Origin of the sequence: Paraburkholderia sp. GAS32 (genome assembly GCF_050434225.1) — a bacterium.
In the GTDB taxonomy this organism is placed as follows: domain Bacteria; phylum Pseudomonadota; class Gammaproteobacteria; order Burkholderiales; family Burkholderiaceae; genus Paraburkholderia; species Paraburkholderia madseniana.
On the sequence record NZ_JBNPVS010000023.1, the window covers coordinates 19935 to 46006 of the forward strand.

The window sequence follows — 26072 nt, forward strand, 5'->3', positions numbered from 1 at the left end:
GTCAGTCCTGGTCGATCTTGCGTTCGACTTTCAGCGGCGGCGCCCACGCGGGCATTGCGGCATCTTGCTCGTCGGTCGTGAGGCCGGGCACGCCGTGCACCGGATTGCCGAGCATCGGGAAACCGAGCTTTTCGCGTGAGTCGTAGTAAGCCTGTGCAACCAGACGCGACAGCGCGCGAATCCGGCCGATATACGCGGCACGTTCCGTGACCGAGATCGCCCCGCGGGCGTCCAGCAGGTTGAACGTGTGGCCGGCCTTCAGCACCAGCTCATAAGCGGGCAGCGCGATCTGCGCGTCGATCATGCGCTTGGCTTCTGCTTCGTAGCTGTTGAAGAACGTGAACAGCAGATCGACGTTCGCATGCTCGAAGTTGTAGGTCGACTGTTCGACTTCGTTCTGGTGGTACACGTCGCCGTAAGTCAGGCGACGAAGTTCCGGGCCGTTCGGGCCTTGCTCTTCCCACTCGGTCCAGACGAGGTCGTAGACGTTCTCGACTTTCTGCAGATACATCGCGAGACGTTCGAGACCGTAGGTGATTTCGCCCAGCACCGGCTTGCAATCCAGACCGCCGACTTGCTGGAAGTAGGTGAACTGGGTGACTTCCATGCCGTTCAGCCACACTTCCCAGCCCAGACCCCAGGCGCCGAGCGTGGGATTTTCCCAGTCGTCTTCGACGAAGCGCACGTCGTTCTGCTTCAGGTCAAAACCGAGGGCTTCGAGCGAGCCGAGGTACAGGTCGAGGATGTTTTCCGGCGCCGGCTTCAGCACGACCTGATACTGGTAGTAATGCTGCAGGCGGTTCGGGTTCTCGCCGTAGCGGCCGTCTTTCGGGCGGCGCGACGGCTGCACATAGGCGGCTCGCCACGGTTCCGGACCGATTGCGCGCAGGAAAGTATGGACGTGGGACGTGCCCGCGCCGACTTCCATGTCGATCGGCTGGAGCAACGCGCAACCCTGCTTGTCCCAGTAGGACTGCAGTGTCAGGATGATTTGCTGAAACGTGAGCATGAAGTGCCTTTCGGGCATAGGGCCGCGCCGCAAGCGCCGGAGCGCGCGAGCTGGCCGTGGAGCGAAGTGCTAAACCGTAGATTTTAACGGAAAGGGAGGGGGGTGTCCGTTTTGCGGGGTCGGACGGGGACTGAAGTGTTCTTCAAACGGAAAAAGGCCGCTTCATGCGGCCGATTGTCGTTCGTTTTGTCGGGATGTGTCCCGTCCGCTAACTGCTCAAACTCATCAACGCATGCGTCGCCGAATCCGTCACTTCGACGAACCCGTCAATCTCCATCTCCAGTTCCCGCGGAAGCGCCAGCATATTGCAGGACACCACGCGGCCGTAGATATTCTCCGAGCGTCCAAAGAAATTGCCCGGATTGAACAAAAGCGGCAAGTGCCACCACAACCGGTATTCCTTCGACCACAACCACTCGATCAAAGCCCGTGACTGATCGAGCCAATCGTTTTCCACATAAATCACCGGTCACGAGCAGGCAATCGTTTCCTCAGCCCCTAGCAGTGCGTTCAACTCGAACCCTTCCACGTCGAGCTTCAGCAGCCCCACGGTATGTGAGCGCAGTGCATCGTCCAGCCGCACGCACGGAACCGGGAGCGTATTCGCCGCAGCCTCGGTCTGCATCGACACGCCGCCGAAGTTGCCCGGCGCATCGTAATCCGGTCGCGCAAAATGCAATGTCCCCGCAGTCGCGCCGCACGCGTACGGCCACGCGAGCACGTTGCGCAGACCATTGGCCGCGAGATTCGCACAGAGGTTTTGAAAAATCACCGGCTGAGGCTCGAACGCGACGAGCACCTGGTGACGCGCCTGCGCCTCACGCGCCAGCATGATCGTGTGAACGCCGATATTCGCGCCGACTTCCACGACGATGCCTGGCTGCACCAGCAACTGCCGTAACACGGCAGATTCGAGTTCGCTGCATTCACCGTATTCGATGAGCGCGCGGCCGAGATAGAAGTCGTTCGGATTGGCGAGCATCCAGCCGTGGCGGGTCTGGACGAGTTGCGTATGAGCGCCAAGCGGCAGCGGAGCAGGAGGGGGTGTAAGCATGAACATTAAGCGGATGCAGAAGACCCTGCCAATGTACGGCCCGTCGCCGCGGTTGTATATAAGACGGGTTCCTAAGGATTCTTATCTTTCTGCAAGAACTCGTCGTCTAAATCTGAGACTTAAGCGGCGACTGGTTCACAAGCCAATCGCCGCCACAACTGCCTTACGTCGCGGCCAGTTCAACTTTCGGCGCAAACGAATCGCTTTGCGCCATAGGCCAATATTTCTCGTACAACGTGTAGCGATAGTTGCCCTTCAGCAGATCGTTCGGATCGAGATACTTCAACAGGTCGGACATCAACCGCACTTCATGCGACGACACGCGCCGCACGATGTGATGCGCGCGCAGCTCCGCCGGATGCTTGAGCCCCGCCGCCTGAATGATTTCCTTCAGCGCATGCAGCGTGTTGTGATGGAAGTTGAACACGCGCTCGGCCTTGTCCGGCACGACCAGCGCGCGCTGACGAACCGGATCCTGCGTCGCGACGCCCGTCGGGCAGCGGCCGGTGTGGCAGGTCTGGGCCTGAATGCAACCGACCGCGAACATGAAGCCACGCGCCGCGTTGACCCAATCCGCGCCGATCGCCAGCGTCTTGGTGATATCGAACGCAGTAATCATCTTGCCGCTCGCACCGATGCGGATGCGCTGACGCAAGCCGATGCCGACGAGCGTGTTGTGCACCAGCAGCAAGCCTTCCTGCAACGGCACGCCGACGTGATCGGTGAACTCCAGTGGCGCTGCGCCCGTGCCGCCTTCCGCACCGTCGACCACGATAAAGTCCGGCAGAATTCCCGTTTCGAGCATCGCCTTCGCAATGCCGAAGAATTCCCACGGATGCCCGATGCACAGCTTGAACCCGGTCGGCTTGCCGCCTGACAGCGTGCGCAAACGGTCGACGAATTCGAGCAGGCCGCGCGGCGACGAGAATTCGGAGTGGGTGGCGGGCGAGATGCAATCGCGGCCCATCGGAACGCCGCGCGTTTCCGCAATCTCGGGCGTGATCTTCGCGGCCGGCAGCACGCCGCCGTGACCAGGCTTCGCGCCTTGCGAGAGCTTCACCTCGATCATCTTCACTTGCGGCTCGGCAGCCTGCTTCGCGAACTTCTCCGCGCTGAAGGTGCCGTCGTCGTTACGACAGCCGAAATAGCCCGAGGCGATTTCCCAGATGATGTCGCCGCCATGCTCGCGGTGGTATTTCGACATCGAACCTTCGCCGGTGTCGTGCGCGAAGTTGCCCTTCTTCGCGCCGAGGTTCAGCGCCATGATCGCGTTCGCCGACAGCGAGCCGAAGCTCATCGCGGAGACGTTGAAGATCGACATCGAATAGGGCTGTGCACGGTCCGGGCCGACGACGATACGGAAGTCGTGGTTATCGAGCGTGGTCGGCGCGAGCGAGTGGCTGATCCATTCGTGCGCAATGGCTTTGACGTCGAGCTCGGTGCCGTACGGGCGGCTGTCCACATCGTTCTTCGCGCGCTGATAGACGATGCTGCGTTGCGCGCGCGAGAACGGTTTCTCGTCGGTATCGTCCTCGACGAAATACTGGCGGATTTCCGGGCGGATGAATTCGAACAGGAAACGGAAGTGGCCCCACAGCGGATAGTTACGCAGAATTGCGTGATGCTGCTGCGTCAGATCGAACAGGCCGAGCGCGACGAGCGCCACCGGCACGATGATCCAGAACCACGAAATGTGATTCGTCGCGGCAAACAGGGCACAGATGGCGAACAGCACGACTGCGCACCACATCGCCAGATAACGTCGAGAAAACATGGGGGCTCCAGTGCAGTGAGGATCGTCGCGGAGGGATCGTCAACGCTGCCGGCGCAAACGGAGTCTGCCGCGAGGGGAACGAACACCTGTTTGTTATGGTGAAGCCAGCTGCGGCTCGAAGGTGAAACGTATGGGTGAAGCGTGAAGTCTGAAGCTTGAAGATAAGGCATGCAGGTTAAGCGCGTGCGGCGGCGCCGAAGCGTTGCCGCACGATCGAACTCATGGTTCAACGGGCGGTGAGCAATGCTGCCTGTTGCGGCTGGCGCGCCGTTGGCTGCCCGGTCACCGCGTGTTCGATGATGCCGCCGCCGAGACATACGTCGCCATCGTAGAGCACCGCAGATTGCCCCGGTGTGACAGCCCATTGCGCGGCGTCGAAATTCAGCTCGAAGAGGCCTTCGCCGACACCTGCCGCGCTGAAGGAGCACGGTGCGTCCGCTTGCCGGTAGCGGGTTTTCGCGCCGCACGCGAAACCGTCAGCCGGCGGTTCGCCCGCGACCCAGCTCGTATTGCCTGCGGAAAGCGTATGGCTCAGCAGCCACGGATGGTCATGGCCTTGCGCGACATACAGCGTGTTCGACGCAATATCCTTGCCGGCGACGAACCACGGCTCGCCGCTGCCTTCCTTGCTGCCGCCGAGGCCAATGCCCTTGCGCTGCCCGAAGGTGTAAAACGCGAGGCCGATGTGTTCGCCGACCACGTTGCCGTCGGTGGTTTTCATCGGGCCGGGTTTGGTCGGCAGATAGCGGTTCAGGAAGTCGCGGAACGGCCGTTCGCCGATGAAGCAGATGCCGGTCGAATCTTTCTTCTTCGCATTCGGCAGCGCGATCTGTTCGGCGATCTCGCGGACTTTGGTTTTCGGAATCTCGCCGAGCGGAAACAGCGTCTTCGACAACTGCGCCTGGTTCAGCCGATGCAGGAAGTACGACTGGTCCTTCGTATGATCGAAGGCCTTCAGCAGTTCGAAGCGGCCGTTGTTCTCGCGCACGCGCGCATAGTGGCCGGTCGCGATGGTTTCCGCGCCGAGCGACATCGCGTGATCGAGGAAGGCCTTGAACTTGATTTCGGCGTTGCACAGCACGTCCGGATTCGGCGTGCGGCCAGCCGAATATTCACGCAGGAATTCGGCGAACACGCGGTCTTTGTATTCGGCGGCGAAGTTGACCGCTTCCACGTCGATGCCGATCAGGTCCGCTACCGAGACGACGTCGATCCAGTCCTGGCGCGTCGAGCAGTACTCGCTGTCGTCATCGTCTTCCCAGTTTTTCATGAACAGGCCGACTACGTCGTAGCCCTGTTCCTTCAGCAGCCACGCGGTAACCGACGAATCGACGCCGCCCGACATGCCTACTACGACTTTCTGCTTGCTCATAAGGTGCTCACTGGGTACTGCGTGACTTCGTTGATCGTGGGTTGACCGTGTTGCCCTGTCGCCTGCCTGGTCGCTCGTGACGGATCAGGACCGCTTGTGCGGGTTGCGTACGTCTATTTACGCCTGTTTTCGCCCGACCGAATGCGTGTGCACGAAGTCGAGCGGGAAACGCCGTCCCGCGAGGTAATCGTCGAGACATTGCATGACAAGCGGCGTGCGATGTCGTTCGGGGCAGGCGCGTAGTTCGTCGGCGCTCATCCACAGTGTGCGGACGATGTCGGGATCGAGCGCGCGCCCGGTATCCGCTTTGCCGCTCGTGCCGCAATAGGTGAAGCGCAGATACGTCACGCCCTCACTGCCGGGCCGCTCGAAATGCGTCATATACATGCCGACCAGCGCCTCGGGCGTGAACGGTTGCGCGGTTTCCTCGAGCGTTTCGCGGATGACCGCTTCCAGAAGCGTTTCGCCCGCTTCCAGATGGCCGGCGGGCTGATTCAGGCGCACGCCGTCGACGGTATGTTCCTCGACGACGAGAAAACGCCCGTCACGCTCGACGATGGCCGCAACGGTGACGTGCGGCAGCCAAGTTTCCGGTTTCATGGGTGCGCATTTTACCGTTTATGGGCCTGGGCTGCCTGGAAGCGGGCGGGCGGCTGCGAGGGCCGCTCAGCCCCAGCCGACGAGCCGCGTCGCCCGCCGGGCACCCCCGGATTGTCCCCGATTTCTGCGCACCCCCAGGTTTCGGTTAAAGTGACGCCGTTAGCCGTTGCACTTGCAAGCCGGCGTGCCTCGTCGGCAGCTCTGTCGTAAAACAGGAAGTCGAGGAGGAGAAAAGATGCACATCGGAGTGCCAGCCGAGACGCGCGCGCACGAAACCCGCGTCGCCGCGACGCCCGAAACGGTCAAGAAGTATGTGACCCAGGGCCACCGGGTCACGATCCAGAGCGGCGCCGGCACCGGCGCAAGCTTTCCTGACGAAGCTTTTACAGCCGCCGGCGCGGAAATTGTCGACGCGGCTACCGCTTTTGGGGCTGATCTGGTCCTCAAGGTCCAGTCGCCGACCGATGCCGAGTTGCCGCTTCTGAAGCGCGGCGCGACGCTGGTCGGCATGCTTGATCCGTTTAATACCGAAAACTCATCAAAGCTGGCGGCCGCGGGCATAACTGCGTTCGCTCTGGAAGCCGCGCCAAGAACCACCCGTGCGCAGAGCCTTGACGTGCTGTCGTCGCAGGCGAACATCGCCGGATACAAGGCGGTGCTGCTGGCTGCCACGCTTTATCCCCGCTTCATGCCGATGCTGATGACCGCGGCGGGCACCGTGAAAGCGGCCCGTGTTCTGATTCTCGGCGCAGGTGTGGCCGGTCTGCAGGCCATCGCGACCGCCAAGCGCCTGGGCGCCGTGATCGAAGCCTCGGACGTGCGTCCGGCGGTGAAAGAGCAGATCGAATCGCTCGGCGCCAAATTCCTTGATGTCCCTTACGAAACCGATGAGGAGCGTGAAGCCGCGCAGGGCGTCGGTGGCTACGCGCGGCCGATGCCGCCTTCGTGGCTTGCACGGCAATCGGCACTGGTTCACGAGCGCGCGAAGCAGGCCGATGTGGTGATTTCCACCGCCCTGATCCCAGGCCGCGCCGCACCGACGCTGATCTCGGTAGAAACCGTGCAGGCGATGAAACCCGGCTCCGTGCTGGTCGACCTCGCGGCAGGCCGCGGCGCCGAATACGAAGGCCGGCGCGGCGGCAACTGTCCGCTCACCGAAGCGGACCAGGTTGTTCTGAAACATGGCGTGCAGATCGTCGGCTATACGAATCTGGCTTCGATGGTGCCCGCCGATGCGTCGTCCCTATACGCACGCAACCTGCTCGACTTCCTGAAGCTGATCATCACCAAGGAAGGCGCCCTGAACATCGATCTCGCAGACGACATCGTCGCGGCCACGCTGCTGGCCCGTGACGGCGAAGTCACGCGCAAGGCATAGAGGAGAACGGCGATGGAAGTCATCAACCACACCGTCATCAACCTGATCATCTTCGTGCTGGCGATTTACGTCGGCTACCACGTCGTCTGGAACGTCACGCCCGCGCTGCACACGCCGCTGATGGCGGTGACCAACGCGATCTCGGCGATCGTGATCGTCGGCGCGATGCTCGCAGCAGGCCTCACCGTAGGCGACACCGGCAAGTTCTTCGGCACGCTGGCTGTCGCGCTCGCGGCGGTGAACGTGTTCGGCGGATTCCTGGTGACGAGGCGAATGCTGGAGATGTTCCGCAAGAAAGAGCCGAAGAAGCTCATCGCTGACAAGACGGCCAAGGAGAACGCGTAATGAGTCTGAACGTCGTCACGCTGCTTTATCTGGTTGCGTCGGTCTGTTTCATTCAGGCGCTCAAGGGGCTGTCGAATCCGAAGACGGCGCGCACCGGCAATACCTTCGGCATGGTCGGGATGGCGATTGCGATCCTCACCACCATCGCGCTGATCGTCAAACAGGCGAATGCGCTCGGCTCGAACCTTGGGCTGGGGCTTGGCCTGCTGCTGGTCGCCCTGGTGATCGGCGGCGCGATCGGCGCGTTTGTCGCCGCGCGCGTCGAGATGACCAAGATGCCGGAACTGGTCGCGGCGATGCACTCGCTGATCGGTCTGGCGGCCGTATGCATTGCGTATGCGGTGGTCTCGGAGCCGTCGGCCTTCGGTCTGGTCGATCCGGAGAATCCGGTGCCGGGCTTTCTGCCGTATGGCAATCGCGTCGAGCTGTTCATCGGCACGTTCGTTGGCGCGATTACGTTCTCCGGTTCGGTGATCGCGTTCGGCAAGCTGTCGGGCAAGTACAAGTTCCGGCTGTTTCAGGGCGCACCGGTGGTCTATGCAGGTCAGCACCTGATCAACCTGTTCCTTGCGATCGGGATGCTCGGCTTCGGCGTGATCTTCTTCCTCACGCAATCGTGGCTGCCGTTCATCATCATGACGATCATCGCGTTCGTGCTCGGCGTGCTGATCATCATCCCGATTGGCGGCGCGGACATGCCGGTGGTCGTGTCGATGCTCAACTCGTACTCGGGCTGGGCGGCGGCGGGTATCGGCTTCTCGCTGAACAATCCGATGCTGATCATCGCGGGCTCGCTGGTGGGTTCGTCGGGTGCGATCCTGTCGTACATCATGTGCCGGGCGATGAACCGCTCGTTCTTCAACGTGATTCTCGGCGGCTTCGGTAACGAGGCGGGTGCGGCGGCAGCAGGTGGGTCGGCAGAGCAGCGTCCGGTGAAATCCGGTTCGGCTGATGACGCTTCGTTCATGCTCGGCAATGCCGAAACCGTGGTGATCGTGCCGGGTTACGGTCTTGCGGTCGCACGCGCGCAGCATGCGTTGAAGGAGCTGACCGACAAGCTGGTCGAGAAGGGCATCGAGGTGAAGTACGCGATTCACCCGGTGGCCGGCCGGATGCCTGGCCACATGAACGTGCTGCTCGCCGAAGCCGAAGTGCCGTACGACATGGTCTATGAAATGGACGATATCAACGGCGAGTTCGGTCAGGTGGACGTGGTGCTGGTGCTCGGTGCGAACGACGTGGTGAACCCGGCCGCGAAGAACGACCCGAAGTCGCCGATCGCGGGCATGCCGATCATTGAGGCGTATAAGGCACGTACCGTCATCGTGAACAAGCGTTCGATGGCAGCGGGTTACGCCGGTCTCGACAACGACCTGTTCTACATGGACAAGACGATGATGGTGTTCGGCGACGCGAAGAAGGTGATTGAGGATATGGTGAAGGCGGTGGAATAACGCGCTACTGTGCTACGCGGCCTGCCTCGCGGCGGGCCGCGAACCGCCAGATACGCGGCTGATGCGTGCGCGAAATCTGGCCGAGGCAAGGCGCTTCGTGATTCACCGCGGCTTCGCATTCACATGCCGCAGCCAATCCGCCAATCGTCGTCCTTCCTGATCTGGATACGTTTCGAGTACCTCAAGATCCCGGATCCGCTGCAACCCGAAATTGCGGAAATCGCTGCGCAATTCGCACCACGCGCCGAGCGTCCAGCGCGCGCCCCAATAAGCCAGCGACAGCGGCCACACGCGCCGCTCGGTCTCTGCGCTATTCGCATCGGTATAGGCAAAACTCACCACCTGACGTGCATCGATCGCCCGATGCAGCACGTCCACCTTCGCTGAAAACTCCGCCTTGATATGAAACGACGGCGCGAAGATCGCCAGACGTTCGATCGTTGCGCGCTTGTCGGCGGGCATCGCCGAGGCGATCTTCGCCAACGCCCCGCGTGCGCCGCTCGCGAAGCCGGCGCCGCCCCACGATTCGAGCATCCGCGCGCCTGCTGCGAGCGCGGCCAGTTCATCGGCGGTGAAGGTAAGCGGCGGCAGGCTTGCCGCGCGGCTCAACCGGTAGCCGATGCCCGCTTCGCCTTCGATTGGCACGCCTGACAGTTGCAGATCGCGCACGTCGCGATAGACCGTGCGCAGCGAGATATGCAGCCAGTCGGCGAGTTGTTGCGCAGTGGTCAGACGCCGTCCGCGCAACAGTTCGGCGATCTGGAACAGACGGTCGGCGCGGCGCGTCATCGTGGGCGTCTTGTAGAAAAGGACAGGAACAGTCCCGCGATGATAGCGCCGCATGCCGCGCTCCGGTCAGCGTTCTGCGCGGTGCCTGCTGGCCGCCGCGCTTGTGCGCCGCGTTGGGTATTAGCCGTTGGTGAGCGAATGCAGGCCCAGGCGGTTGCCTTCCGTGTCGGTGAAGAACGCGATGTAGCCGATGTCCTGCGGCAACTTGATCACCGGACCATCGGTCTTGCCACCGGCCATTTCGATGCGGGCGAGGGTGGCGTCGACGGTCGGCCGGGCGTTCAGATAGACGAGCACGCCGTCGTCGGAGGGCGTCATCGACGGGCTATGGATGATCGCACCGCCGGTGGCCGGTTCCTCGTAGCCGAAGATGGCAATCGGCTGGCCGCCGATTCCCTCGCGAGTCAGTTTGACGTCGAGCGCGGCTTCGTAAAAGCGAACGGCGCGCTCGAAATCGACGGACGGAATCTCAAACCATGCAACAACTTTGGATGATGCGGACATGACACTCTCCTGGGGATGGCGGTAAGCCATGCAAAGCGCCGGATGGCGTGAGAAGGAGTGTGCGTGGGGGCTACTGACAGCGTAGTGTCAGTAGGGAGTGGCGGGCGTAGCAAAAGGACGTGGTGGTCGATGAGCCGGCAGCCGTGGCGGGATGGTAAAGCGGCAGAGCGCGCGGGATGGCCGAATGGCGGGGCGAGGCGGCCGCGAACGGAGGAACGGAGAAGCTTGTGTGACAACAGGTGGGACCCAACCCCGGCCGATCGCCGAGCTACCGGCGAAGAAAAACCGCGGACCAGAATCCGCGGTTTTTTCGATGTTGCTCTGCTCCGGCTTACGCTGCCGGTGTGTCGTTGTTCTGCGGCCGCTGGCGAACGCTGCCCGCGATCAGATCGAAACGGAACAACCGGCATTCGAGCGCGCCGTTGAAGAGCGGGGTCTTGGTCGATTCACGCAGACGCAGTTGGCCAGGCAGTTTGCGATCCGACGTCAGGATGAACGCATGCCAGCCGGTGAAACGCTGCTTCAGCGCATCGCCGAGCGACTGGAAAAACTCGCTGTCCGGTGCCTCTTCCTGGGCGCGGTGGAAGCTGTCGTCGTCGCGACCTTCGCGCGTAGCGCGGCCTTCGCGGATTTCACCACGCGCGTTGCGGCCGCGCACTTCGATCCGCTCGCCATACGGCGGATTCGCGACGAGGATGCCAGGCTCAGCCGACGGCGCCGTCATGCCGCGCGCATCGACCTGTTTGAGCGGAATCGACGGCAGACCGGCGCGCTGGAAGTTCGCACGCGCCTTGTCGAGCATGTCGCCGGAAATATCGCTGCCGAAAATCTGCAGATCGGCGCGCGAGGTGCGCGCAGCGTGCTTGGCGTCGAGCGCGGCGGCCTTCAGCGGTTGCCAGGTCTTGGCGTCGAATTGCTTGAGCTTCTCGAAGCCGAAGCGGCGTTCCGCACCCGGCGCGATATTCAGCGCCACTTGAGCGGCTTCCGCAAGGAAGGTGCCGCTGCCGCACATCGGGTCGTACAGCGGTGTGCCGGCGGTCCAGCCGGTCAGACGCAGGATGCCGGCCGCGAGGTTTTCGCGCAGCGGCGCCGCGCCCTTGTCCAGCCGCCAGCCGCGCTTGAAGAGCGGATCGCCGGACGTGTCGAGGTAGAGCGTGCATTCGGTGGCGGTGAGGAACGCGAACACGCGCACGTCGGGCGCGGCGGTATCGATGTTCGGACGCGCGCCGCTCACTTCACGAAGACGGTCGCAGATCGCGTCCTTGACACGCAGCGTCGTGAATTCGAGGCTGCGCAGCGGCGACTTGATGGCGGTGACATCCACGCGCAGCGTTTCGTTTGCCGAGAACCACTGCTCCCAACGCTGTTCGACCGCGAGCGCGTAAACGTCCTGTTCACTGCGATACGGCCGATGCGCGATTTTCAGCAGCACGCGGCTCGCGAGGCGCGAGTGCAGGTTGGCGGCCATGCCGGCGGCCCAGCCGCCGCGGAAATGCACACCGCCGGGCACTTGCGCGCCGGCCGTGAACGGCGCGCCGTTCAGGTGCTTCGCGGCAATTTCCGCGAGTTCGGCGGCGAGCGAGGCTTCAAGGCCACGCGGACAGGGAAGGAAGAAATCGAAGGACATTGAGGTTGCCGGAAGGCGTTAGATAAGGCGCTATTGTACGCGGTCGGGGTGCGGCGCCGCTTTGGCCGGCCATACCAGCTCCAGCGGATGCCTGAACACCCGCTGCCAGATCGCGCCGCGCAGCGAGCGCACCGCATTGCGCCGCAAATCGCGCGATTTCACCGCCATGTAGAAGGCGAGCGCGAAACTCACGGCCACGTTGAGGATCGCCATGCTGCCGACACCCGCAACCGCCCACCACAGCTCCGGCAACTTCAACGCGTCCTCGCCGAGCACACCGAGCGCGATGCCGATCGAGCCGGCGCTCAGTGTCACGTGACGCACCTCGAAAGTGAAGGCGAAGGCGGTGAGGATCGCCGGCACGAGCCCGAGCATCAGGCCGAGCGTGATGTTGCCCACGACGCCCGCCACATTCGAGCGGCAGAAGGCAGCGAGCCGGGCGGTGCCGGCCGCGCCGAGCGTCATGCGCAGGCGCCGGTTGTAGGCGAGCGCATCCGCCACGCGATGCAGGACGAACCAGTTGTCCGCCCATCCTGACAGCAAACTCGACGACCACAGCAGCACGCCGGTCAGCGCGGCGTAGAACGGTGTCGGTCCCAGGACTGAGAACGAGTGCAGTGTGGCGTGGGCCTTCTCGGGCGAAATGATGTTGGCGTTGAAGAGCGCATGCCACACCCATTGCACGCCGAAGCACACGGGAAACACCAGCAGCACGTTGCCGAGCACCGCGGCTGCCTGCGTGCGCATCAACGCGGTCACCGAACTCACAAAGCTGTCGACGCCTGCCGGCGTACCGGTGCCGTCGAGTTCGCGCGCGAGCGTGGGCGCGGTCATTGCCGGTTGTTTGGTGGCGAGCGAGAAGTGCAGGAAGTGCATCAGCAGGAAGCTGGCCGCGTAGTTGATGCCGGCGAGCAGGCCTTCGAACATCGACTGCAGATGCGCGCCGGTGATGGCGAATTTCACGCAGACCGTGACGACGGTCACGAGCCCGCCGCCGGCCGCCATGCGCAGCATCTTCAGGTATTCGGCGCGATCGCGGGCGATGTAGTGTTCACCGGTATCGGCGCTGTATTCGACGACCTTGCGCGCGAGCAACGAGAAATTGCTGCGTACGAGATGCGCCACGCTCTGACTCGCGTGGTTCGCGTCCACCAGTTCGGCGGTGAGACGTGCGCCGGCATGCGGATCGTCCTGCGCCATCCAGGCGTTCAGCAGGTGTTCCGCGCGTACGATGCGCATGCGCATCCGTTCGACCTGGAACACGATATCGACGCTGACGCCGTTGCGATAGAGATGGGCGAAGACGTTGTCGGTGGCGCTGCGGCACTCGTCGAGCAGCAGGCGCAGATAGTTGACCTCATGCAGCAGCTTCTCCTGCGGGGCGCCTTCGCTGACTGCCTGATGGGCCGCTTCGACGGCGAGCATGGCGCGCGTGAGCCGGTAGAACGGCTGCTTTTCCATGGCGACGCGCACGCCGCCGGCATCGCCGAGGTCGACTTCACCGAGGCGACTGCGGACGGTTTGCGACAGACCGGTCGAGCTGATCTGGCAGGTGAGGTTGTGCAGGGCGGCCAGCAGGTCGAGCGAGAACGGGGTGGTGTCGCGCTTTTCGCTGTCGTCCTGTTCGTAATCGAAGAGCGCGCGGATGCGGGTGAGCAGATCGGTGGGCAGATTTGCGATCCACTCGGCGTCGCGTTCCTGGCTGAACATCAGCGTGACGATTGCTCTCAGATCGCGGCGGTTTGGCGCGGGCGGGATCAGTGAGGCTTCGAGGCGCTCGAAGAGTGCGCCGAAGAAGCCTGAGTGCACGGGCATGCCTGCATCGCAGAGAAGCGAAAGGCCGTCGCTTTCGCGCAGGAGCGCACGGAGAATGCCGGCGACGTTTGACTTCCAGGCTGGGTTGCGGTCCAGCACGTTGAGCATGTAGCGGATTCTTGTGTGTGCTGGGGTGGGGCTGGCGGTGCCTGGTTGCTCGGGGTGGACTGCGCGGCCGCGGTGGATCCAGTGGGCGAGTTCGATCAGCCATTCGCTACGGTCTGGATATGGCGCCGTCTTGTCGGCGATCGCTAGCAGCGCGTCGAGCTGGTGGCCGCTGTCGCGGGAGGCGCGCCATTTTTTTAGGAGGGTTTTGAATGAGGTGAGCATTTGGGTTTTTTTGCCTGCGGCGCTTATTGTCAGTGTTCTTAGGGCTTTGGCCTTTCCTTGATTTGTTAGTGGTCTATTAGCGTTGCCCCTGTGCGGGGCGGCACCTACTTCTCTTTGCCGGCTGCAAAGAGAAGTAGGCAAGAGAAAGCAGCTCAAACCGCTCCTGCTAAGTGGGCACCGTGGTTTGCAACGGATAGTGGTGCATCTGGAATCTGGGTTCGTGCACCTGCATACGCCAGTGACAAGGGCGTCATACTTCCGGCGGCGCTGCGCGCGCCGAAGCGTACTTCATAAAACCACCCGCTACGTTTTGACGCTCGCGTCTCGCCACCGAACCGTGGCTTGCCTTTGCACCGCCATCGCGATTGTGACTGCAACTGTGCCTGTGATTGCAGTACACCGACAAATCATTATGAAGTTGGTGTTCCCGGACGAGTGTTGAGGTGCGTCGCCGAGGCGAAGCCGACGGCCCCCACCGTGCTCAACTGAAGCCCCTGGTTTCCCACGCAGACCCGTCCGCGACGCACGTAGTGCGGAGTGGGAGCTGATGAGTCCTTTGTCACTCACGCGGAATGTGCGAGAACACGGATTCCAGATGCACCACTACCCGTTGCAAACCACGGGACCCACTTAGCATGAGCGGTTTGAGCCGCTTTCTCTTGCCTACTTTTCTTTGCAGCCGGCAAAGAAAAGTAGGTGCCGCCCCGCACAGGGGCAACGCTAATAGACCACTAACAATTCAAGGAAAGGCCAACACCACAAGAACACTGACAAAAGCGCCGCGCAGGCAAAAACCTCCCTCAACTACTCACAACAGCAGAAGGACAAGCCGGCACAGCAATAGCAACCCCCTTCCCGGCGGAGCCCCCCTTAGGATAAGCAGCAGCCATCGCCTGCACAGCAGCAGCCACCTGCACAGCAATCCGCTGCAACGCGACGCGATGCCCATTAACAAGCGCATCGTAGCCGCCGCTCACCGGCTCACTCACCACACTCCGACAGGTCATCACCGCAGCACCACGTACAGCCCGCACACTCCAAACCGCATCGATCAACGCATGCGACCCCGGCCACGACTCGAACCGCTGCACATTCATGCTGACCCGATACACCGGCGTCGTATCCGGATAAGCAGTGCCATACACATCGATTGTGCCCAGCTGCTGCGTAAGACTAGTCGACAAAGCTCGACGAATCTCGTCACCCGGCAACGAAGCCCAACGCTCCTGCTCGAGCACCTGGACCTGCGTCGGTCCCGTCTGCACCACAAGCTGATTCTTCGCCACTTGCGGCGGCACATCGATTGGCGCGACTTCAATCAGCCACGCTGGCGCAGCCGAAGTCCTGGCGCTAACCGGCGCCGCGGAGCCGGCAGGCGTACCCTCCGCGCCGAGCGTATAAAAGCGGCTGCTCGGCGACGAACACGCCGCCATCGCCACCAGTCCGGCCAGAGCGCCGATATAAACAGCGCCGCGCACGAGCCCGCGCGGCGGGCGGGGGAGCCGGGCAAACATCATGGTTTATCTCCTGTTTTACCGCGCAACAGCGATTCCGGATGACGCTCCAGATAATCCGACAACGCATTCAGCGACTGCAACGTGCGCGTCAGTTCCTGCAACGCCAGATGAACATCCGACTGCAACGGCGAGTCCTGCTGCAACGTCGCCTCGGCCGAACCGAAGGTCTGCTTCGCCGCGGCCAGCGTGTCGCGTGCCTCCGGCACGACTTCCTTGTCGAGTCGCGTGAATAGCTGGTCGGCATTCTTCAACGCGCTGTTCAGGTTCGAACCGATCTGGTCGAACGGCACCTTGTCGAGCTTCTTCGCAATGTCGGCAACTTGCACCTGCAGCTCGTCGAGCGAGTTCGGGATGGTCGGCAACTCGAGCGGATCGCCTGTGACGTCGACCGTGGCCGGCGGCGCTTTCGGGAAAATATCGAGCGCCACGTACAACTGGCTCGTAATCAGATTGCCGGTGCGCAACTGGCCGCGCAGGCCATGCTTGACGAGCTGTTGCAGCAAGGCCTGACCTGCGAGGGTCCCCGGTGTCGGTGCAGTTTCGCGGAAGCGCTTGCCGAGGCGGTCCGGGTACAGGTTCATCGTCACCGGCATCGTGAAGCTACGGGTCTTCGGATCGTAGTCGATGCCGATGTTGGTCACCTGGCCCAGCACGATGCCGCGGAAGTCGACCGTCGCGCCGACCGACAGCCCACGCAGCGACTGATTGAAGTTCATCACCACGCGCAACGGCACGCCGTCCGGCTCGCGCATCGCGTCCTGTTCATCCGAACCGAGGCGGAACGTCATGTTGTTCGGCGCCTGCGCGCCCACGCCCTGGCCCGGCGGCGACTGGAACGACAAGCCGCCGACGATCACCGTCGCAAGCGACTGCGTATTCAGCTTGAAGCCGCTCGAGTCGAGCCGCAGATCGACGCCGCTCGCATGCCACCAGCGCGAATTGGTGCCGACGTACTGGTCGAACGGCGCCGACACGAACACCTGCATCGTCACGCCGGTGCCGTCCTTGTCGAGCGAAAAGCCGACCACCTGGCCGACCTGCACGCGCCGGTAGAAAATCGGCGAGCCGATGTCGATCGAGCCGAGCGAGTCGCCGTGCAGAATGAACTGGTGACCCTTCTGGTCGCCCGTAATAGGCGGCGGTGTTTCGAGGCCGACGAAGTCTCTTTCGGTGTCCGGTGAATGGCCGGCGTCCGCGCCGATGTACGCACCCGAGAGCAGCGTGGTCAGCCCGGACACGCCGCTCGCGCCGACGCGAGGGCGCACCACCCAGAAGCGCGAATCCTTGACCGCGAAGTCTTCGCCTTCCTTGGTGAGCTGCACCTGAACCAGCACGTGCGACAGATCTTTCGAGAGCGTGATGGTCTTCACCGAGCCGACATCGACGTCCTTGTACTTGACCTTGGTCTTGCCGGGCTCGAGGCCTTCGGCGCTGGTGAACGTGATCGTGATGGTCGGGCCTCTTTCGGTTACCGACTTGATCACGAGCGCGACGCCGATCAGCGCGGCGATCAGCGGAATCACCCAGACGAGCGAGGGCAGCCAGCGGCTCTTCGGCTCGATGTCGGGGTCTGGCAGTTGGGGTGGCAGCTTCGGTCCGTTCGAATCGTTGCGCGGCGCATCGGAGGCGGGCGTCGGTCCTTGCGGGCTAGTCATGGTCGAGGTCCTGAGGTTTTGGAGTACTGCCTTCCACGTTGTCCCAGATGAGCCGTGGATCGAATTGCATGGATGCCATCATCGTCAGAATCACCACCGAACCGAAGGCGATCGCGCCCGGGCCGGCCGTGATCACAGCAAGCGACTTGAAACGGACCAGCGCGACGGTCAGCGTGACGACGAAGACGTCGAGCATCGACCAGCGCCCGATCCGTTCGACCATGCGGTACAACGTGGTGCGTTGCTCCGGCCGCCAGCGCGAGCGGCGCTGCGCGGTGGCGGTGAGCAGCACCAGCACACTGAGCTTGAGCATCGGCACCATGATGCTGGCGATGAACACGATCACGGCCAGCGGCCAGTCGCCCGAGGTCCAGAAGTACACGACACCGCTCATGATGGTGTCGTCTTCCGAACCGAGGAGCGACGAGGTATGCATCACCGGCAGCAGATTCGCGGGAATATACAGCAAGGCGGCGGCGATCAGCAGCGCCCACGTGCGCATCAGGCTGTCGGGGTTGCGCCGGTGCAGCACCGCGCCGCAACGGCTGCAGTGCTGCGGCGTGACGGAGCGGATGCGCGGCTCGACGCGTCCGCATGCATGGCAGGAGACCAGACCCGCGCGCTTCGCGGTGACGTATTTCATCGTGCGCTCATCCCTGATGCGGGGCCGGCGGCACGCCTGGCGGCAAAGCGGATTGCGACCCGGCTTGCACCTCCGGTGGCGCGGGCGGCCCGGCGACCGAACTGACGGCAGCCGCCGCGCTGTCCGCGGAGGTGCGCGGCAACGGCCGCGGGCCGCGGTCGTCCATTTCGTCGGCAACATCCCACAGCACGCGCGGATCGAACGTGAGGACTACCGCGATCATCAGCGTCAGCACGCCGAACGCGAATAGCGCCGCTTCGGGAATCACGCGCGCGAGACTCACCATCTTCACGATGGTGATCAGCACGCCGAGCATGAACACTTCGATCATGCCCCACGGCCGCACGAATTGAATGGCGCGCAACACGCGGTTGAAGGCGGGCGGCACATAGCCGGCGCGCAGCGGGATCAGCACGTAGAGCAGCGCGACCAGCTCGGTCAGCGGGAACAGGATGGTCGAGCAGAACACCATGACCGCGACGATCTGCATGTCCTCGCCCCATAACGCGACGAGCGCGCCGAACAGCGTGGTTTGCGAGGTGATGCCGTTGGCATCGAGTTCGACGATCGGGAAGGCCTGGGCGATGACGAAGGTGATCAGTGCGGCCAGCGTCATCGCACAGATGCTGTCGAGTTTGCGGGAGACGCCGCGATAGAGCGTCGCGCCGCAGCGCGGACAGCGCGCGACCACGCGCCCGACAAGCGGGGGCTTGCGGAACAGCGTATCGCATTCATGGCACGCGATCAGGTTGTCATGGTCCATACGGCAGAAGGGCTAACGACGTGATGGGAGGCGTGCAATGCCCGTTTCAGGGCGGGGCTGCAGAAAGCGTGGAGCAATAGTACCAAACGCGCTTCGCCGCGGGGCAGGCCATTGCACCCTATGCAAGCAGTGAACCCGGTGGCGTCGGAATCAGGAATAGTCTTACACAAAAATACCTGCTTCTGACATTGTCCGGCCCCAATTGTTCAATGCCGTTCTGCACGCGGGAAAACTTCCGGGTGCCGGCTTTGCATGGGACCGGAGTAAGCGCTGAAGCGCTGACTCCGGTCGACACAGCCAGCTTTTTCCGCTTGCGGTAGCATGGCGGCCTTGGCCTGTGCCGCAGCCGCCATGTTTTCTATCGCGCCGCACGATGCTGCATGCATTGGCGGCGTGGAATAGCAGGGCCGGCTGCTCCGTTAACCTTTCTTAGCTTGCGTTGACCTGTCATGGCACTCAATCCTTCTTTCGGTGGCCGGGAGTCGTACACGCGGACGGCCATTGCCTTTCACTGGCTGATCGCGCTACTGATCGTGTGCGGCTTCGCGCTTGGTTGGGTGATGACCGACATCCCCGGCTTCACGCCCACCAAGCTGCGCTACTTCTCCTGGCACAAATGGATCGGCGTGACGGTGTTCGCGATCGCCGTGCCGCGCATTCTGTGGCGCGCCACCCATGCTGCCCCGCCGATGCCGCGGCGCATGCCGGCCTGGCAGCGCGGCGCCGCGCATCTCACGCATCTGCTGCTGTACGTGCTGATGATCGCGATTCCCGCCTCCGGCTATCTGTATAGCTCGGCGGCCAACATACCGGTGGTGTACCTCGGCCTGATTCCGCTGCCGCGCCTGATCGCACCGGACCCGCATCTCAAGGAACTGCTGAAGAACGTGCATATCGCGCTGAATTACACGTTGCTCGTGCTGGTCGCGTTGCACGTCGCGGCGGCGCTCAAGCATCAATGGTTGGACCGCGACGGCCTGCTGTCGCGCATGCTCCCTTTCATCAAATAAGGATAACCATGAAAGTTTCGTTTTATCGCTACATGCTCGCCGCGTTTGCTGCGGCCTCGCTGACCGCGGCCGGCAGTGCGCTCGCCCAGGTCGACGTCACGAAGAGTTCGGTGACGGCAATTTCGAAGCAGATGAACGTGCCGGTGGAAGGCAAATTCGGCAAGTTCACCGCGCAAGTCAAGTTCGACCCGGCAAAACCGGCCGACGGCAGTGCGCAGTTCAGCATCGACGTGGCCAGCTACGATCTCGGCGACGAAAGCTACAACGACCAGGTGCGCGGCAAGGACTGGTTCGACGCGAAGACATATCCGACTGCTACCTTCGTGTCGAGCGCGATTGCGCCGGCCGGTGGCAATCAGTTCAAGGTCACCGGCAAGCTGACCATCAAGGGTAAATCGCAGACCGTCGTGGTGCCGGTCGCGGTCACCCAGCAGGGCGCAACCCAGACGTTCGACGGCTCGCTGCCGATCAAACGCTCGCAATTCGACATCGGTACCGGCGAATGGAAAGACACCTCGGTAGTGGCCGATGACGTGGTGATCAAGTTTCATCTCGTTGCAGCACACAAGTGACGTTCGCCGCGCTCTCCGGGCGCAGCCGCTTTCCTTCAAGTCAGGAATTCCGAAAAACATAAGGAGCATGAATTGAAAACATCCCTGTTGATCGCCGTCGGCGCACTGGCTTCTTCTTTCTCGCTCGGCGCGTTTGCTGCAGCGGACACCTATCAGCTCGACCCGACCCACACGTTTCCAAGCTTCGAGGCGGATCACTTCGGTGGCCTCTCGGTGTGGCGCGGCAAGTTTGTCAAGAGCTCGGGCACGGTCACGCTCGACCGCGCAGCGAAGACCGGCACGGTGGACGTCACGGTTGACCCGGCTTCGGTCGAAACCGGCAACACCAAGCTCGACGAGCATCTGAAGACGGACGAATTCTTCGATGTGACCAAGTATCCGTCGGTGACCTACAAGGGTACCGATATCAAGTTCGACGGTGACAAGCCGGTCCAGGTGGTCGGCAGCCTGACGATCCATGGCGTGACCAAGCCGCTGAATCTGACGATCGAATCGTTCAAGTGCATGCCGCATCCGGTGCTCAAGCGCGAAGTGTGCGGCGTGGAAGCGAGCGCTCATTTCAACCGTAGCGATTACGGCATGGATTTCGGTGCCAAGTACGGCTTCAGCATGGATACCAAGCTGCATATTCAGGCCGAGGGCATCAAGCAATAAGCGCTTTAACGAGCCTCTTGCGTATCTGTATTTAATGTCGCTTATGGCGCGGCCGTTGCGCCGCAACAAAAAAAGACCGCTTCGTTCGCTTTTGCGATGAAGCGGTTTTTTATTGCCTGCCTGAAACGCCGGAAGCCTTGTGCAATGGCCACGAGCGAATTGCCGCTCGCGCCGTTTTAATTTTTCAGGTACATAGAGCGCTGACACCGCATTGGTTGTGCGCGCACCCAGTTCGGCAAGATCCGGCGTAAAACCTACGTTAATAATATTTCGCGCGCATTGGAGATCTGCATGAACGCAACGACAGCGGCAAGCCTGGCGGGGAGCCGGCGGAATTCGTGGCGCGCGGTGGTCGCCGCCTCGATCGGCAACGCGCTGGAATGGTTCGATCTGGTGGTGTACGGCTTTTTCGCGGTCACCATCGCGAAGCTGTTTTTCCCGGCGGGTAACGACACGGTCTCGCTGCTGCTGACGCTCGGCACCTTCGGCGTGTCGTTCTTCATGCGGCCGCTCGGCGCGATCGTGATCGGTGCTTACGCCGACCGCGCCGGACGCAAAGCGGCGCTTACGCTGTCGATCCTGCTGATGATGTGCGGCACGCTGATCATCGCGCTTCTGCCGACGTATCAGAGCATCGGCATTGCCGCGCCCGTGATTCTCGTGGTGGCGCGCCTGATGCAAGGCTTTTCGGCGGGCGGCGAGTTCGGCAGTGCCACGGCTTTTCTCGCGGAACACGTACCGGGACGGCGCGGTTTCTTCGCGAGCTGGCAGGTCGCGAGCCAGGGGCTCACCACGCTGCTCGCGGCCGGCTTCGGCGTGCTGTTGACCGGCAAGCTGTCGCCGGAGCAGATGGCCTCGTGGGGCTGGCGCGTGCCGTTCTTCTTTGGTCTCCTGATCGGGCCGGTCGCGTGGTACATCCGGACCAAACTCGACGAAACGCCTGAGTTCCTCGCGGCGGAAACCACCACGACGCCGCTGCGCGACACGTTCGCGAGCCAGAAGCTGCGCCTCGTGATTGCGATCGGCGTGGTGGTGCTCGGTACCGTGTCGACCTATCTGGTGCTGTTCATGCCGACTTATGGCGTAAAGCAATTGGGGCTGGCGCCTTCGGTCGCGTTCGCGGCGATTGCGCTGACCGGTGTGATCCAGATGGTGTTTTCGCCGCTGGTCGGCCATCTGTCGGACCGCCACGGGCGTACCACGATCATGCTGATCTCGGCGCTGTTGCTTCTCGTGCTGATCAATCCGGCGTTCGTGTATCTGGTCGCACATCCGACCTTCGGCACGCTGATCGCGCTGCAGGTGGTGTTCGGCTTTCTGATGACGGGCTATTTTGCGGCGCTGCCGGGTTTGCTCTCCGAAATGTTCCCGGTGCAGACGCGCACGACCGGCATGTCGCTGGCCTATAACATCGCCGTGACGATCTTCGGCGGCTTTGGGCCGTTCATCATCGCGTGGCTGATCAGCTTCACGGGGTCGAAGGCCGCGCCGAGCTATTACATGATTTTTGCTGCGGCCGTGAGCCTGGTGGCACTGATGGCGGCGCGGCGCAAACTCGGATTTCGCTAACGCGCGGCAAAGGCGGTAAACGCAAAAGGCCGGTTCGAGAGAACCGGCCTTTCCTATTGCGAGGTCTGACTACAGCAAGCTCAAACTTGCGCGCCTGCGTTTGGATCGTCCGGATCGGTGCGTTCCTTCTTGTCCTTCACCAGATCTTCGCGCTTCACGCCGAGCCACATGGCGAGCGCCGCGGCGACGAACACCGACGAGTAGATACCGAACAGAATACCGACCGTCAGTGCCAGAGCGAAGTAGTGCAGCGTCGGACCGCCGAACAGGAACATCGACAGCACCATCATCTGCGTACAGCCGTGGGTGATGATCGTGCGCGACATCGTGCTGGTAATCGCGTGGTTGATCACCTCGATCACGGTCAGCTTGCGTTCGCGGCGGAAGGTTTCACGAATCCGGTCGAAGATAACGACGGATTCGTTCACCGAGTAGCCGAGCACCGCGAGCACCGCGGCCAGCACCGACAGCGAGAACTCCCACTGGAAGAACGCGAAGAAGCCGAGAATGATGATCACGTCGTGCAAGTTAGCGATCACGCCGGCTACTGCGTATTTCCACTCAAAGCGGAACGACAGGTAGATCACGATGCCGACCACCACACAGGCCAGCGCGAGCAGGCCGTCGGTCGCGAGTTCCTTGCCGACCTGCGGGCCGACGAACTCGACACGCTGCAATTGCACCTGCGGGTCCTCGCCCTTCAGCGCGCCCATCACCTGGTCGCTCTGTTGCGCCGACGTGTAGCCCTGCTTGAGCGGCAGACGGATCAGCACGTCGCGCGAGGTGCCGAAGTTCTGCACTTGCGCGTCGGGATAGCCGAGCTTGTTGAGCGTGCCGCGCACCGGTTCGAGCGGCGCGGCACCCGGATACTGCACTTCGATGACGGTACCGCCGGTGAATTCCACCGACAGATGCAGCCCGCGATGCAGCAGGAAAAACACAGCAGCGACGAACGTCAGCAGCGAGATTGCGTTGAACAGCAACGCACGCTGCATGAACGGAATGTCTTTGCGAAAACGGAAAAATTCCATGGTCTTGTTCTCCGGGACTCAGCGGGATGAACCCGGTTTCTGCGGCGTGTTCGACGAACCCGACGCATCGCGGCGGCGCACGGTCGGCTTGGTACGCGCCTGGGCCGCAGCTTTGGCCTTGGGCTTGGCGCTTGCCGCGGCGACGGCACGTGCCGTGTCGGTCGCAGCATCTTCGTTACCGAGGTAAGCGGCGGCGCCGTCGATACCTTCCGGTTGCGGACGCCACACCTGGCCAATAGCCAGCGACTTGAGCTTCTTCTTGCCGCCGTACCAGAGGTTGACGATACCGCGCGAGAAGAACACAGCCGAGAACATCGAAGTCAAGATGCCGATACAGTGGACCATCGCGAAGCCGCGCACCGGGCCGGAGCCGAAGGCGAGCAGCGCGAGGCCGGCGATCAGCGTGGTGACGTTCGAGTCGAGAATCGTCGCCCATGCATGCGCGTAGCCGTTCTGGATCGCCAGTTGCGGCGGCGCGCCGTGGCGCAGTTCTTCGCGCACGCGCTCATTGATCAGCACGTTCGCGTCGATCGCCATACCGAGCGCGAGCGCGATAGCGGCGATACCCGGCAAGGTGAGCGTGGCCTGCAACATGGACAGCACGGCGATCAGCAGCAGCAGGTTGACCGACAGGCCGATCATCGAGATCACGCCGAACAGCATGTAGTACGCGATCATGAAGACGGCGATTGCCACGAAGCCCCACACCACCGAGTGGAAGCCCTTCTTGATGTTGTCCGCGCCGAGGCTCGGGCCGATCGTGCGTTCTTCGATGATGTCCATCGGTGCGGCGAGCGAACCGGCGCGCAACAGCAGCGCGAGGTCGGCGGCGCCTTGCGGCGTGGCCTGGCCGGTGATCTGGAAACGGTCGCCCAGTTCCGACTGGATGGTCGCCACCGTCAGCACTTCGCCCTTGCCCTTTTCGAACAGCACCATGGCCATCGGCTTGCCGATGTTATCGCGCGAGACACTGCGCACCGCGCGGCCACCGGCCGAGTCGAGGCGGATGTTGACCGACGGACGCTGATGTTCGTCGAAGCCTGCCGACGCGTCGATGATGCGGTCACCCGTGAAGATGATCTGCTTGCGCAGCAGCACCGGCGTCTGGTTGCCTTGCGTGAACAGTTCGTCACCCGGCGGCACCGGATCGGACGGATTCGGATGCGTATTGACCGGATCGGCGAGGCGCGCTTCGAGCGTTGCTGTACGGCCGATGATGTCCTTTGCCTTCGCCGTGTCCTGCACACCCGGCAGTTCGACGACGATACGGTCCGAGCCTTGCTGCTGGATCACCGGCTCGGCCACGCCGAGTTCGTTCACGCGGTTATGCAGCGTGGTGATGTTCTGCTTGAGCGCGGCGTCCTGCACGGCTTTCTGCACCGCCGGCGTGAACGTGCCGACCAGTTGCACACCGCCGTCCGGGTTCGCTTGCGAGGCCCACTGGAGTTCGCCGATGCCGCGGCCCAGTTGCTTGGATGCCGCGTCTGCCGTGGCCTGGTCGGCGAAATTGATCACCACCGTCTGGTTGACGCGGTTCACGCCGCCGTCGCGGATGTTGTTGTCACGCAGCATGGTGCGTGCATCCGAGGCGTCGGAGTCGAGCTTCTTGTTGAGCGCGCCGGCCATGTCGACCTGCAGCAGGAAGTGCACGCCACCGCGCAAGTCCAGACCGAGGTACATCGGCAGCGCATGCAGGGCGGTCAGCCAGCGCGGCGACGCGCTTTGCAGGTTCAGCGCAACGATGAATTGCGGGTCGGTCGGGTCGCTGTTCAGCGACTTCTGCAGCAGGTCCTTCACGCGCAATTGCGTGTCGGTGTCGAGGAGCCGCACGCGGATGTTCGCGTTGGTCGACGAGTTGTCGAACGTGACTTCGTCAGGCTTGATCTGATTGGCGGCAAGCGCCGTTTCGACTGCCGACAGCGTGGTCGAGTCGAGCTTGACCGTTGCCTTGCCGCTCGACACCTGCACCGCCGGCGCTTCGCCGAACAGATTGGGCAGCGTGTAGACGAGGCCGATGACCAGAGCCACCAGCATCACGGCGTATTTCCAGAGGGGGTAGCGATTCATGAGTGGTCCAACGGGAAGGTTGGCTTGGAAGCGATGCGTCCGGCGATGAGCGCGGGCAGTTCAGCGTTGTGCTGCGAGAACTGCCGGCGAGGCCGCGCCGGACGCGAGAGAGCAGGCCTTACAGCGACTTGATCGTGCCCTTCGGGAGAATCGTCGTAACCGACGCCTTTTGCACGGTGATTTCCGTGCCTTCCGAGATTTCGACGCCGACGTAAGCCTCACCCACCTTGGTCACCTTGCCGACGATGCCGCCATTCGTCACCACTTCATCGCCCTTGGCCATGGCGGCGAGCATGTTGCGATGTTCCTTCTGGCGCTTCATTTGCGGGCGAATCATGATGAAGTACAGCACGCCGAACATCAGGATCAGCGGCAGGAAGCTCATCAGGTTCGATTCAATGCCACCTGCTGCTGTGCCTTGGGCGAAGGCATTGGAAATGAACGACACGTTGGTCTCTCCGTTATAAGTCAAAACGATCAAAAAAATCAGCCGGTTATTCTACCACTGGCCTGACAGGGGTCGGCGCGGCGAATCGGCTT

The 26072-nt window shown here is 62.6% G+C and carries 24 protein-coding genes; 7 read left to right on the forward strand and 17 right to left on the reverse strand.

Going from position 1 to position 26072, the window contains the following annotated elements; translation table 11 throughout:
- Position 1: 1 nt before the first annotated feature.
- The 6 genes from glyQ to P3T25_RS25935 form a co-directional block, all read right to left on the reverse strand.
- Positions 2-1009 carry a glycine--tRNA ligase subunit alpha gene (gene glyQ, locus P3T25_RS25910; protein ID WP_013088411.1) on the reverse strand — a complete coding sequence of 336 codons (1008 nt, stop codon included), beginning with the start codon at positions 1007-1009 and terminating at the stop codon, positions 2-4.
- A 208-nt stretch (positions 1010-1217) separates the two neighbouring features.
- Positions 1218-1466, reverse strand: coding sequence for a hypothetical protein (locus tag P3T25_RS25915; RefSeq protein ID WP_429359405.1), 249 nt, complete (start codon positions 1464-1466; stop codon positions 1218-1220).
- Between the two features lie 12 nt (positions 1467-1478).
- Entirely contained in the window at positions 1479-2063 is a 585-nt protein-coding gene (locus tag P3T25_RS25920) for an FkbM family methyltransferase (protein WP_429359406.1), read from the reverse strand.
- Between the two features lie 163 nt (positions 2064-2226).
- The gene (locus P3T25_RS25925; protein WP_429359407.1) at positions 2227-3837 is read right to left on the reverse strand and encodes an FMN-binding glutamate synthase family protein; all 1611 of its coding nucleotides are present in this window, start codon (positions 3835-3837) and stop codon (positions 2227-2229) included.
- 226 nt (positions 3838-4063) lie between these two features.
- A complete protein-coding gene (gene mnmA, locus P3T25_RS25930; protein ID WP_429359408.1) occupies positions 4064-5209 on the reverse strand; it encodes a tRNA 2-thiouridine(34) synthase MnmA in 1146 nt (381 codons plus the stop codon).
- 117 nt (positions 5210-5326) lie between these two features.
- The gene (locus tag P3T25_RS25935) at positions 5327-5809 is read right to left on the reverse strand and encodes an NUDIX hydrolase (RefSeq protein WP_429359409.1); all 483 of its coding nucleotides are present in this window, start codon (positions 5807-5809) and stop codon (positions 5327-5329) included.
- Between the two features lie 235 nt (positions 5810-6044).
- On the opposite strand from P3T25_RS25935, the gene P3T25_RS25940 reads away from it, so the two are divergent.
- The 3 genes from P3T25_RS25940 to P3T25_RS25950 are packed head-to-tail and all read left to right on the forward strand — an operon-like array spanning position 6045 to position 8986.
- Positions 6045-7187, forward strand: a complete 1143-nt coding sequence (locus tag P3T25_RS25940) for a Re/Si-specific NAD(P)(+) transhydrogenase subunit alpha (protein ID WP_171926300.1) — start codon at positions 6045-6047, stop codon at positions 7185-7187.
- Positions 7188-7199: 12 nt separating this feature from the next.
- Positions 7200-7532, forward strand: a complete 333-nt coding sequence (locus P3T25_RS25945) for an NAD(P) transhydrogenase subunit alpha (RefSeq protein ID WP_028198874.1) — start codon at positions 7200-7202, stop codon at positions 7530-7532.
- Positions 7532-8986 carry an NAD(P)(+) transhydrogenase (Re/Si-specific) subunit beta gene (locus P3T25_RS25950; protein WP_266261558.1) on the forward strand — a complete coding sequence of 485 codons (1455 nt, stop codon included), beginning with the start codon at positions 7532-7534 and terminating at the stop codon, positions 8984-8986. The genes P3T25_RS25945 and P3T25_RS25950 overlap by 1 nt, the downstream gene beginning before the upstream one ends.
- Before the next feature lie 102 nt (positions 8987-9088).
- On the opposite strand, the gene P3T25_RS25955 is transcribed toward P3T25_RS25950, so the two are convergent.
- The 8 genes from P3T25_RS25955 to P3T25_RS25990 all read right to left on the reverse strand — a co-directional run bounded on the left by P3T25_RS25955 (position 9089) and on the right by P3T25_RS25990 (position 18629).
- Positions 9089-9829, reverse strand: a complete 741-nt coding sequence (locus P3T25_RS25955) for a helix-turn-helix transcriptional regulator (RefSeq protein ID WP_429359410.1) — start codon at positions 9827-9829, stop codon at positions 9089-9091.
- A gap of 66 nt (positions 9830-9895) precedes the next feature.
- A complete protein-coding gene (locus tag P3T25_RS25960) occupies positions 9896-10279 on the reverse strand; it encodes a VOC family protein (protein ID WP_429359411.1) in 384 nt (127 codons plus the stop codon).
- Positions 10280-10610: 331 nt separating this feature from the next.
- A complete protein-coding gene (locus P3T25_RS25965; protein WP_171926304.1) occupies positions 10611-11906 on the reverse strand; it encodes a THUMP domain-containing class I SAM-dependent RNA methyltransferase in 1296 nt (431 codons plus the stop codon).
- 30 nt (positions 11907-11936) lie between these two features.
- Positions 11937-14051 (reverse strand): site-specific recombinase, encoded by a 2115-nt coding sequence (locus P3T25_RS25970; RefSeq protein WP_429359412.1) that lies wholly within the window; start codon positions 14049-14051, stop codon positions 11937-11939.
- 800 nt (positions 14052-14851) lie between these two features.
- Positions 14852-15568: a PqiC family protein gene (locus tag P3T25_RS25975; protein WP_429359413.1), complete on the reverse strand. Its 717-nt coding sequence runs from the start codon at positions 15566-15568 to the stop codon at positions 14852-14854.
- Entirely contained in the window at positions 15565-17223 is a 1659-nt protein-coding gene (locus P3T25_RS25980) for an intermembrane transport protein PqiB (protein WP_429359414.1), read from the reverse strand. The genes P3T25_RS25975 and P3T25_RS25980 overlap by 4 nt, the downstream gene beginning before the upstream one ends.
- Complete coding sequence (locus P3T25_RS25985; protein ID WP_097391329.1) at positions 17216-17866, reverse strand: paraquat-inducible protein A; 651 nt, start codon at positions 17864-17866, stop codon at positions 17216-17218. Before P3T25_RS25985 ends, P3T25_RS25980 begins: the two co-directional genes overlap by 8 nt.
- Positions 17867-17873: 7 nt before the next feature.
- Positions 17874-18629: a paraquat-inducible protein A gene (locus P3T25_RS25990; RefSeq protein ID WP_429359415.1), complete on the reverse strand. Its 756-nt coding sequence runs from the start codon at positions 18627-18629 to the stop codon at positions 17874-17876.
- Positions 18630-19078: 449 nt separating this feature from the next.
- Here P3T25_RS25990 and P3T25_RS25995 point away from each other — a divergent pair, with 449 nt between their 5' ends.
- The 4 genes from P3T25_RS25995 to P3T25_RS26010 all read left to right on the forward strand — a co-directional run bounded on the left by P3T25_RS25995 (position 19079) and on the right by P3T25_RS26010 (position 22434).
- Entirely contained in the window at positions 19079-19639 is a 561-nt protein-coding gene (locus tag P3T25_RS25995) for a cytochrome b (RefSeq protein ID WP_266261552.1), read from the forward strand.
- Positions 19640-19647: 8 nt separating this feature from the next.
- Positions 19648-20211, forward strand: coding sequence for a YceI family protein (locus P3T25_RS26000; RefSeq protein WP_429359416.1), 564 nt, complete (start codon positions 19648-19650; stop codon positions 20209-20211).
- Between the two features lie 84 nt (positions 20212-20295).
- Complete coding sequence (locus P3T25_RS26005; RefSeq protein ID WP_154566681.1) at positions 20296-20865, forward strand: YceI family protein; 570 nt, start codon at positions 20296-20298, stop codon at positions 20863-20865.
- A 291-nt stretch (positions 20866-21156) separates the two neighbouring features.
- On the forward strand, positions 21157-22434 hold the full coding sequence (locus P3T25_RS26010) for an MFS transporter (protein ID WP_171926308.1): 1278 nt from the start codon (positions 21157-21159) through the stop codon (positions 22432-22434).
- Between the two features lie 80 nt (positions 22435-22514).
- Here the strand turns inward: P3T25_RS26010 and secF are convergent, their stop codons facing one another.
- The 3 genes from secF to yajC all read right to left on the reverse strand — a co-directional run bounded on the left by secF (position 22515) and on the right by yajC (position 25980).
- Positions 22515-23465 (reverse strand): protein translocase subunit SecF, encoded by a 951-nt coding sequence (gene secF / locus P3T25_RS26015; protein ID WP_154566669.1) that lies wholly within the window; start codon positions 23463-23465, stop codon positions 22515-22517.
- 18 nt (positions 23466-23483) lie between these two features.
- On the reverse strand, positions 23484-25532 hold the full coding sequence (gene secD, locus P3T25_RS26020; protein ID WP_171926309.1) for a protein translocase subunit SecD: 2049 nt from the start codon (positions 25530-25532) through the stop codon (positions 23484-23486).
- Positions 25533-25650: 118 nt separating this feature from the next.
- Positions 25651-25980: a preprotein translocase subunit YajC gene (gene yajC, locus P3T25_RS26025; protein ID WP_020069679.1), complete on the reverse strand. Its 330-nt coding sequence runs from the start codon at positions 25978-25980 to the stop codon at positions 25651-25653.
- Positions 25981-26072: the final 92 nt, after the last annotated feature.

Excerpts from the sequence above, each read along its gene's own strand:
- P3T25_RS25920 (WP_429359406.1), bottom strand. The coding sequence starts at position 2,063 with ATGCTTACACCCCCTCCTGCTCCGCTGCCGCTTGGCGCTCATACGCAA.
- P3T25_RS25980 (WP_429359414.1), bottom strand. The coding sequence starts at position 17,223 with ATGACTAGCCCGCAAGGACCGACGCCCGCCTCCGATGCGCCGCGCAAC.
- P3T25_RS26010 (WP_171926308.1), top strand. The coding sequence starts at position 21,157 with ATGAACGCAACGACAGCGGCAAGCCTGGCGGGGAGCCGGCGGAATTCG.
- P3T25_RS25940 (WP_171926300.1), top strand. The coding sequence starts at position 6,045 with ATGCACATCGGAGTGCCAGCCGAGACGCGCGCGCACGAAACCCGCGTC.
- secF (WP_154566669.1), bottom strand. The coding sequence starts at position 23,465 with ATGGAATTTTTCCGTTTTCGCAAAGACATTCCGTTCATGCAGCGTGCG.
- P3T25_RS25965 (WP_171926304.1), bottom strand. The coding sequence starts at position 11,906 with ATGTCCTTCGATTTCTTCCTTCCCTGTCCGCGTGGCCTTGAAGCCTCG.
- P3T25_RS25995 (WP_266261552.1), top strand. The coding sequence starts at position 19,079 with ATGGCACTCAATCCTTCTTTCGGTGGCCGGGAGTCGTACACGCGGACG.
- P3T25_RS25985 (WP_097391329.1), bottom strand. The coding sequence starts at position 17,866 with ATGAAATACGTCACCGCGAAGCGCGCGGGTCTGGTCTCCTGCCATGCA.
- secD (WP_171926309.1), bottom strand. The coding sequence starts at position 25,532 with ATGAATCGCTACCCCCTCTGGAAATACGCCGTGATGCTGGTGGCTCTG.
- P3T25_RS25990 (WP_429359415.1), bottom strand. The coding sequence starts at position 18,629 with ATGGACCATGACAACCTGATCGCGTGCCATGAATGCGATACGCTGTTC.
- P3T25_RS25975 (WP_429359413.1), bottom strand. The coding sequence starts at position 15,568 with ATGATGTTTGCCCGGCTCCCCCGCCCGCCGCGCGGGCTCGTGCGCGGC.
- P3T25_RS25955 (WP_429359410.1), bottom strand. The coding sequence starts at position 9,829 with ATGCGGCGCTATCATCGCGGGACTGTTCCTGTCCTTTTCTACAAGACG.
- P3T25_RS26000 (WP_429359416.1), top strand. The coding sequence starts at position 19,648 with ATGAAAGTTTCGTTTTATCGCTACATGCTCGCCGCGTTTGCTGCGGCC.
- mnmA (WP_429359408.1), bottom strand. The coding sequence starts at position 5,209 with ATGAGCAAGCAGAAAGTCGTAGTAGGCATGTCGGGCGGCGTCGATTCG.
- P3T25_RS25935 (WP_429359409.1), bottom strand. The coding sequence starts at position 5,809 with ATGAAACCGGAAACTTGGCTGCCGCACGTCACCGTTGCGGCCATCGTC.
- P3T25_RS25970 (WP_429359412.1), bottom strand. The coding sequence starts at position 14,051 with ATGCTCACCTCATTCAAAACCCTCCTAAAAAAATGGCGCGCCTCCCGC.
- P3T25_RS25960 (WP_429359411.1), bottom strand. The coding sequence starts at position 10,279 with ATGTCCGCATCATCCAAAGTTGTTGCATGGTTTGAGATTCCGTCCGTC.
- P3T25_RS25925 (WP_429359407.1), bottom strand. The coding sequence starts at position 3,837 with ATGTTTTCTCGACGTTATCTGGCGATGTGGTGCGCAGTCGTGCTGTTC.
- glyQ (WP_013088411.1), bottom strand. The coding sequence starts at position 1,009 with ATGCTCACGTTTCAGCAAATCATCCTGACACTGCAGTCCTACTGGGAC.
- P3T25_RS25950 (WP_266261558.1), top strand. The coding sequence starts at position 7,532 with ATGAGTCTGAACGTCGTCACGCTGCTTTATCTGGTTGCGTCGGTCTGT.
- P3T25_RS25945 (WP_028198874.1), top strand. The coding sequence starts at position 7,200 with ATGGAAGTCATCAACCACACCGTCATCAACCTGATCATCTTCGTGCTG.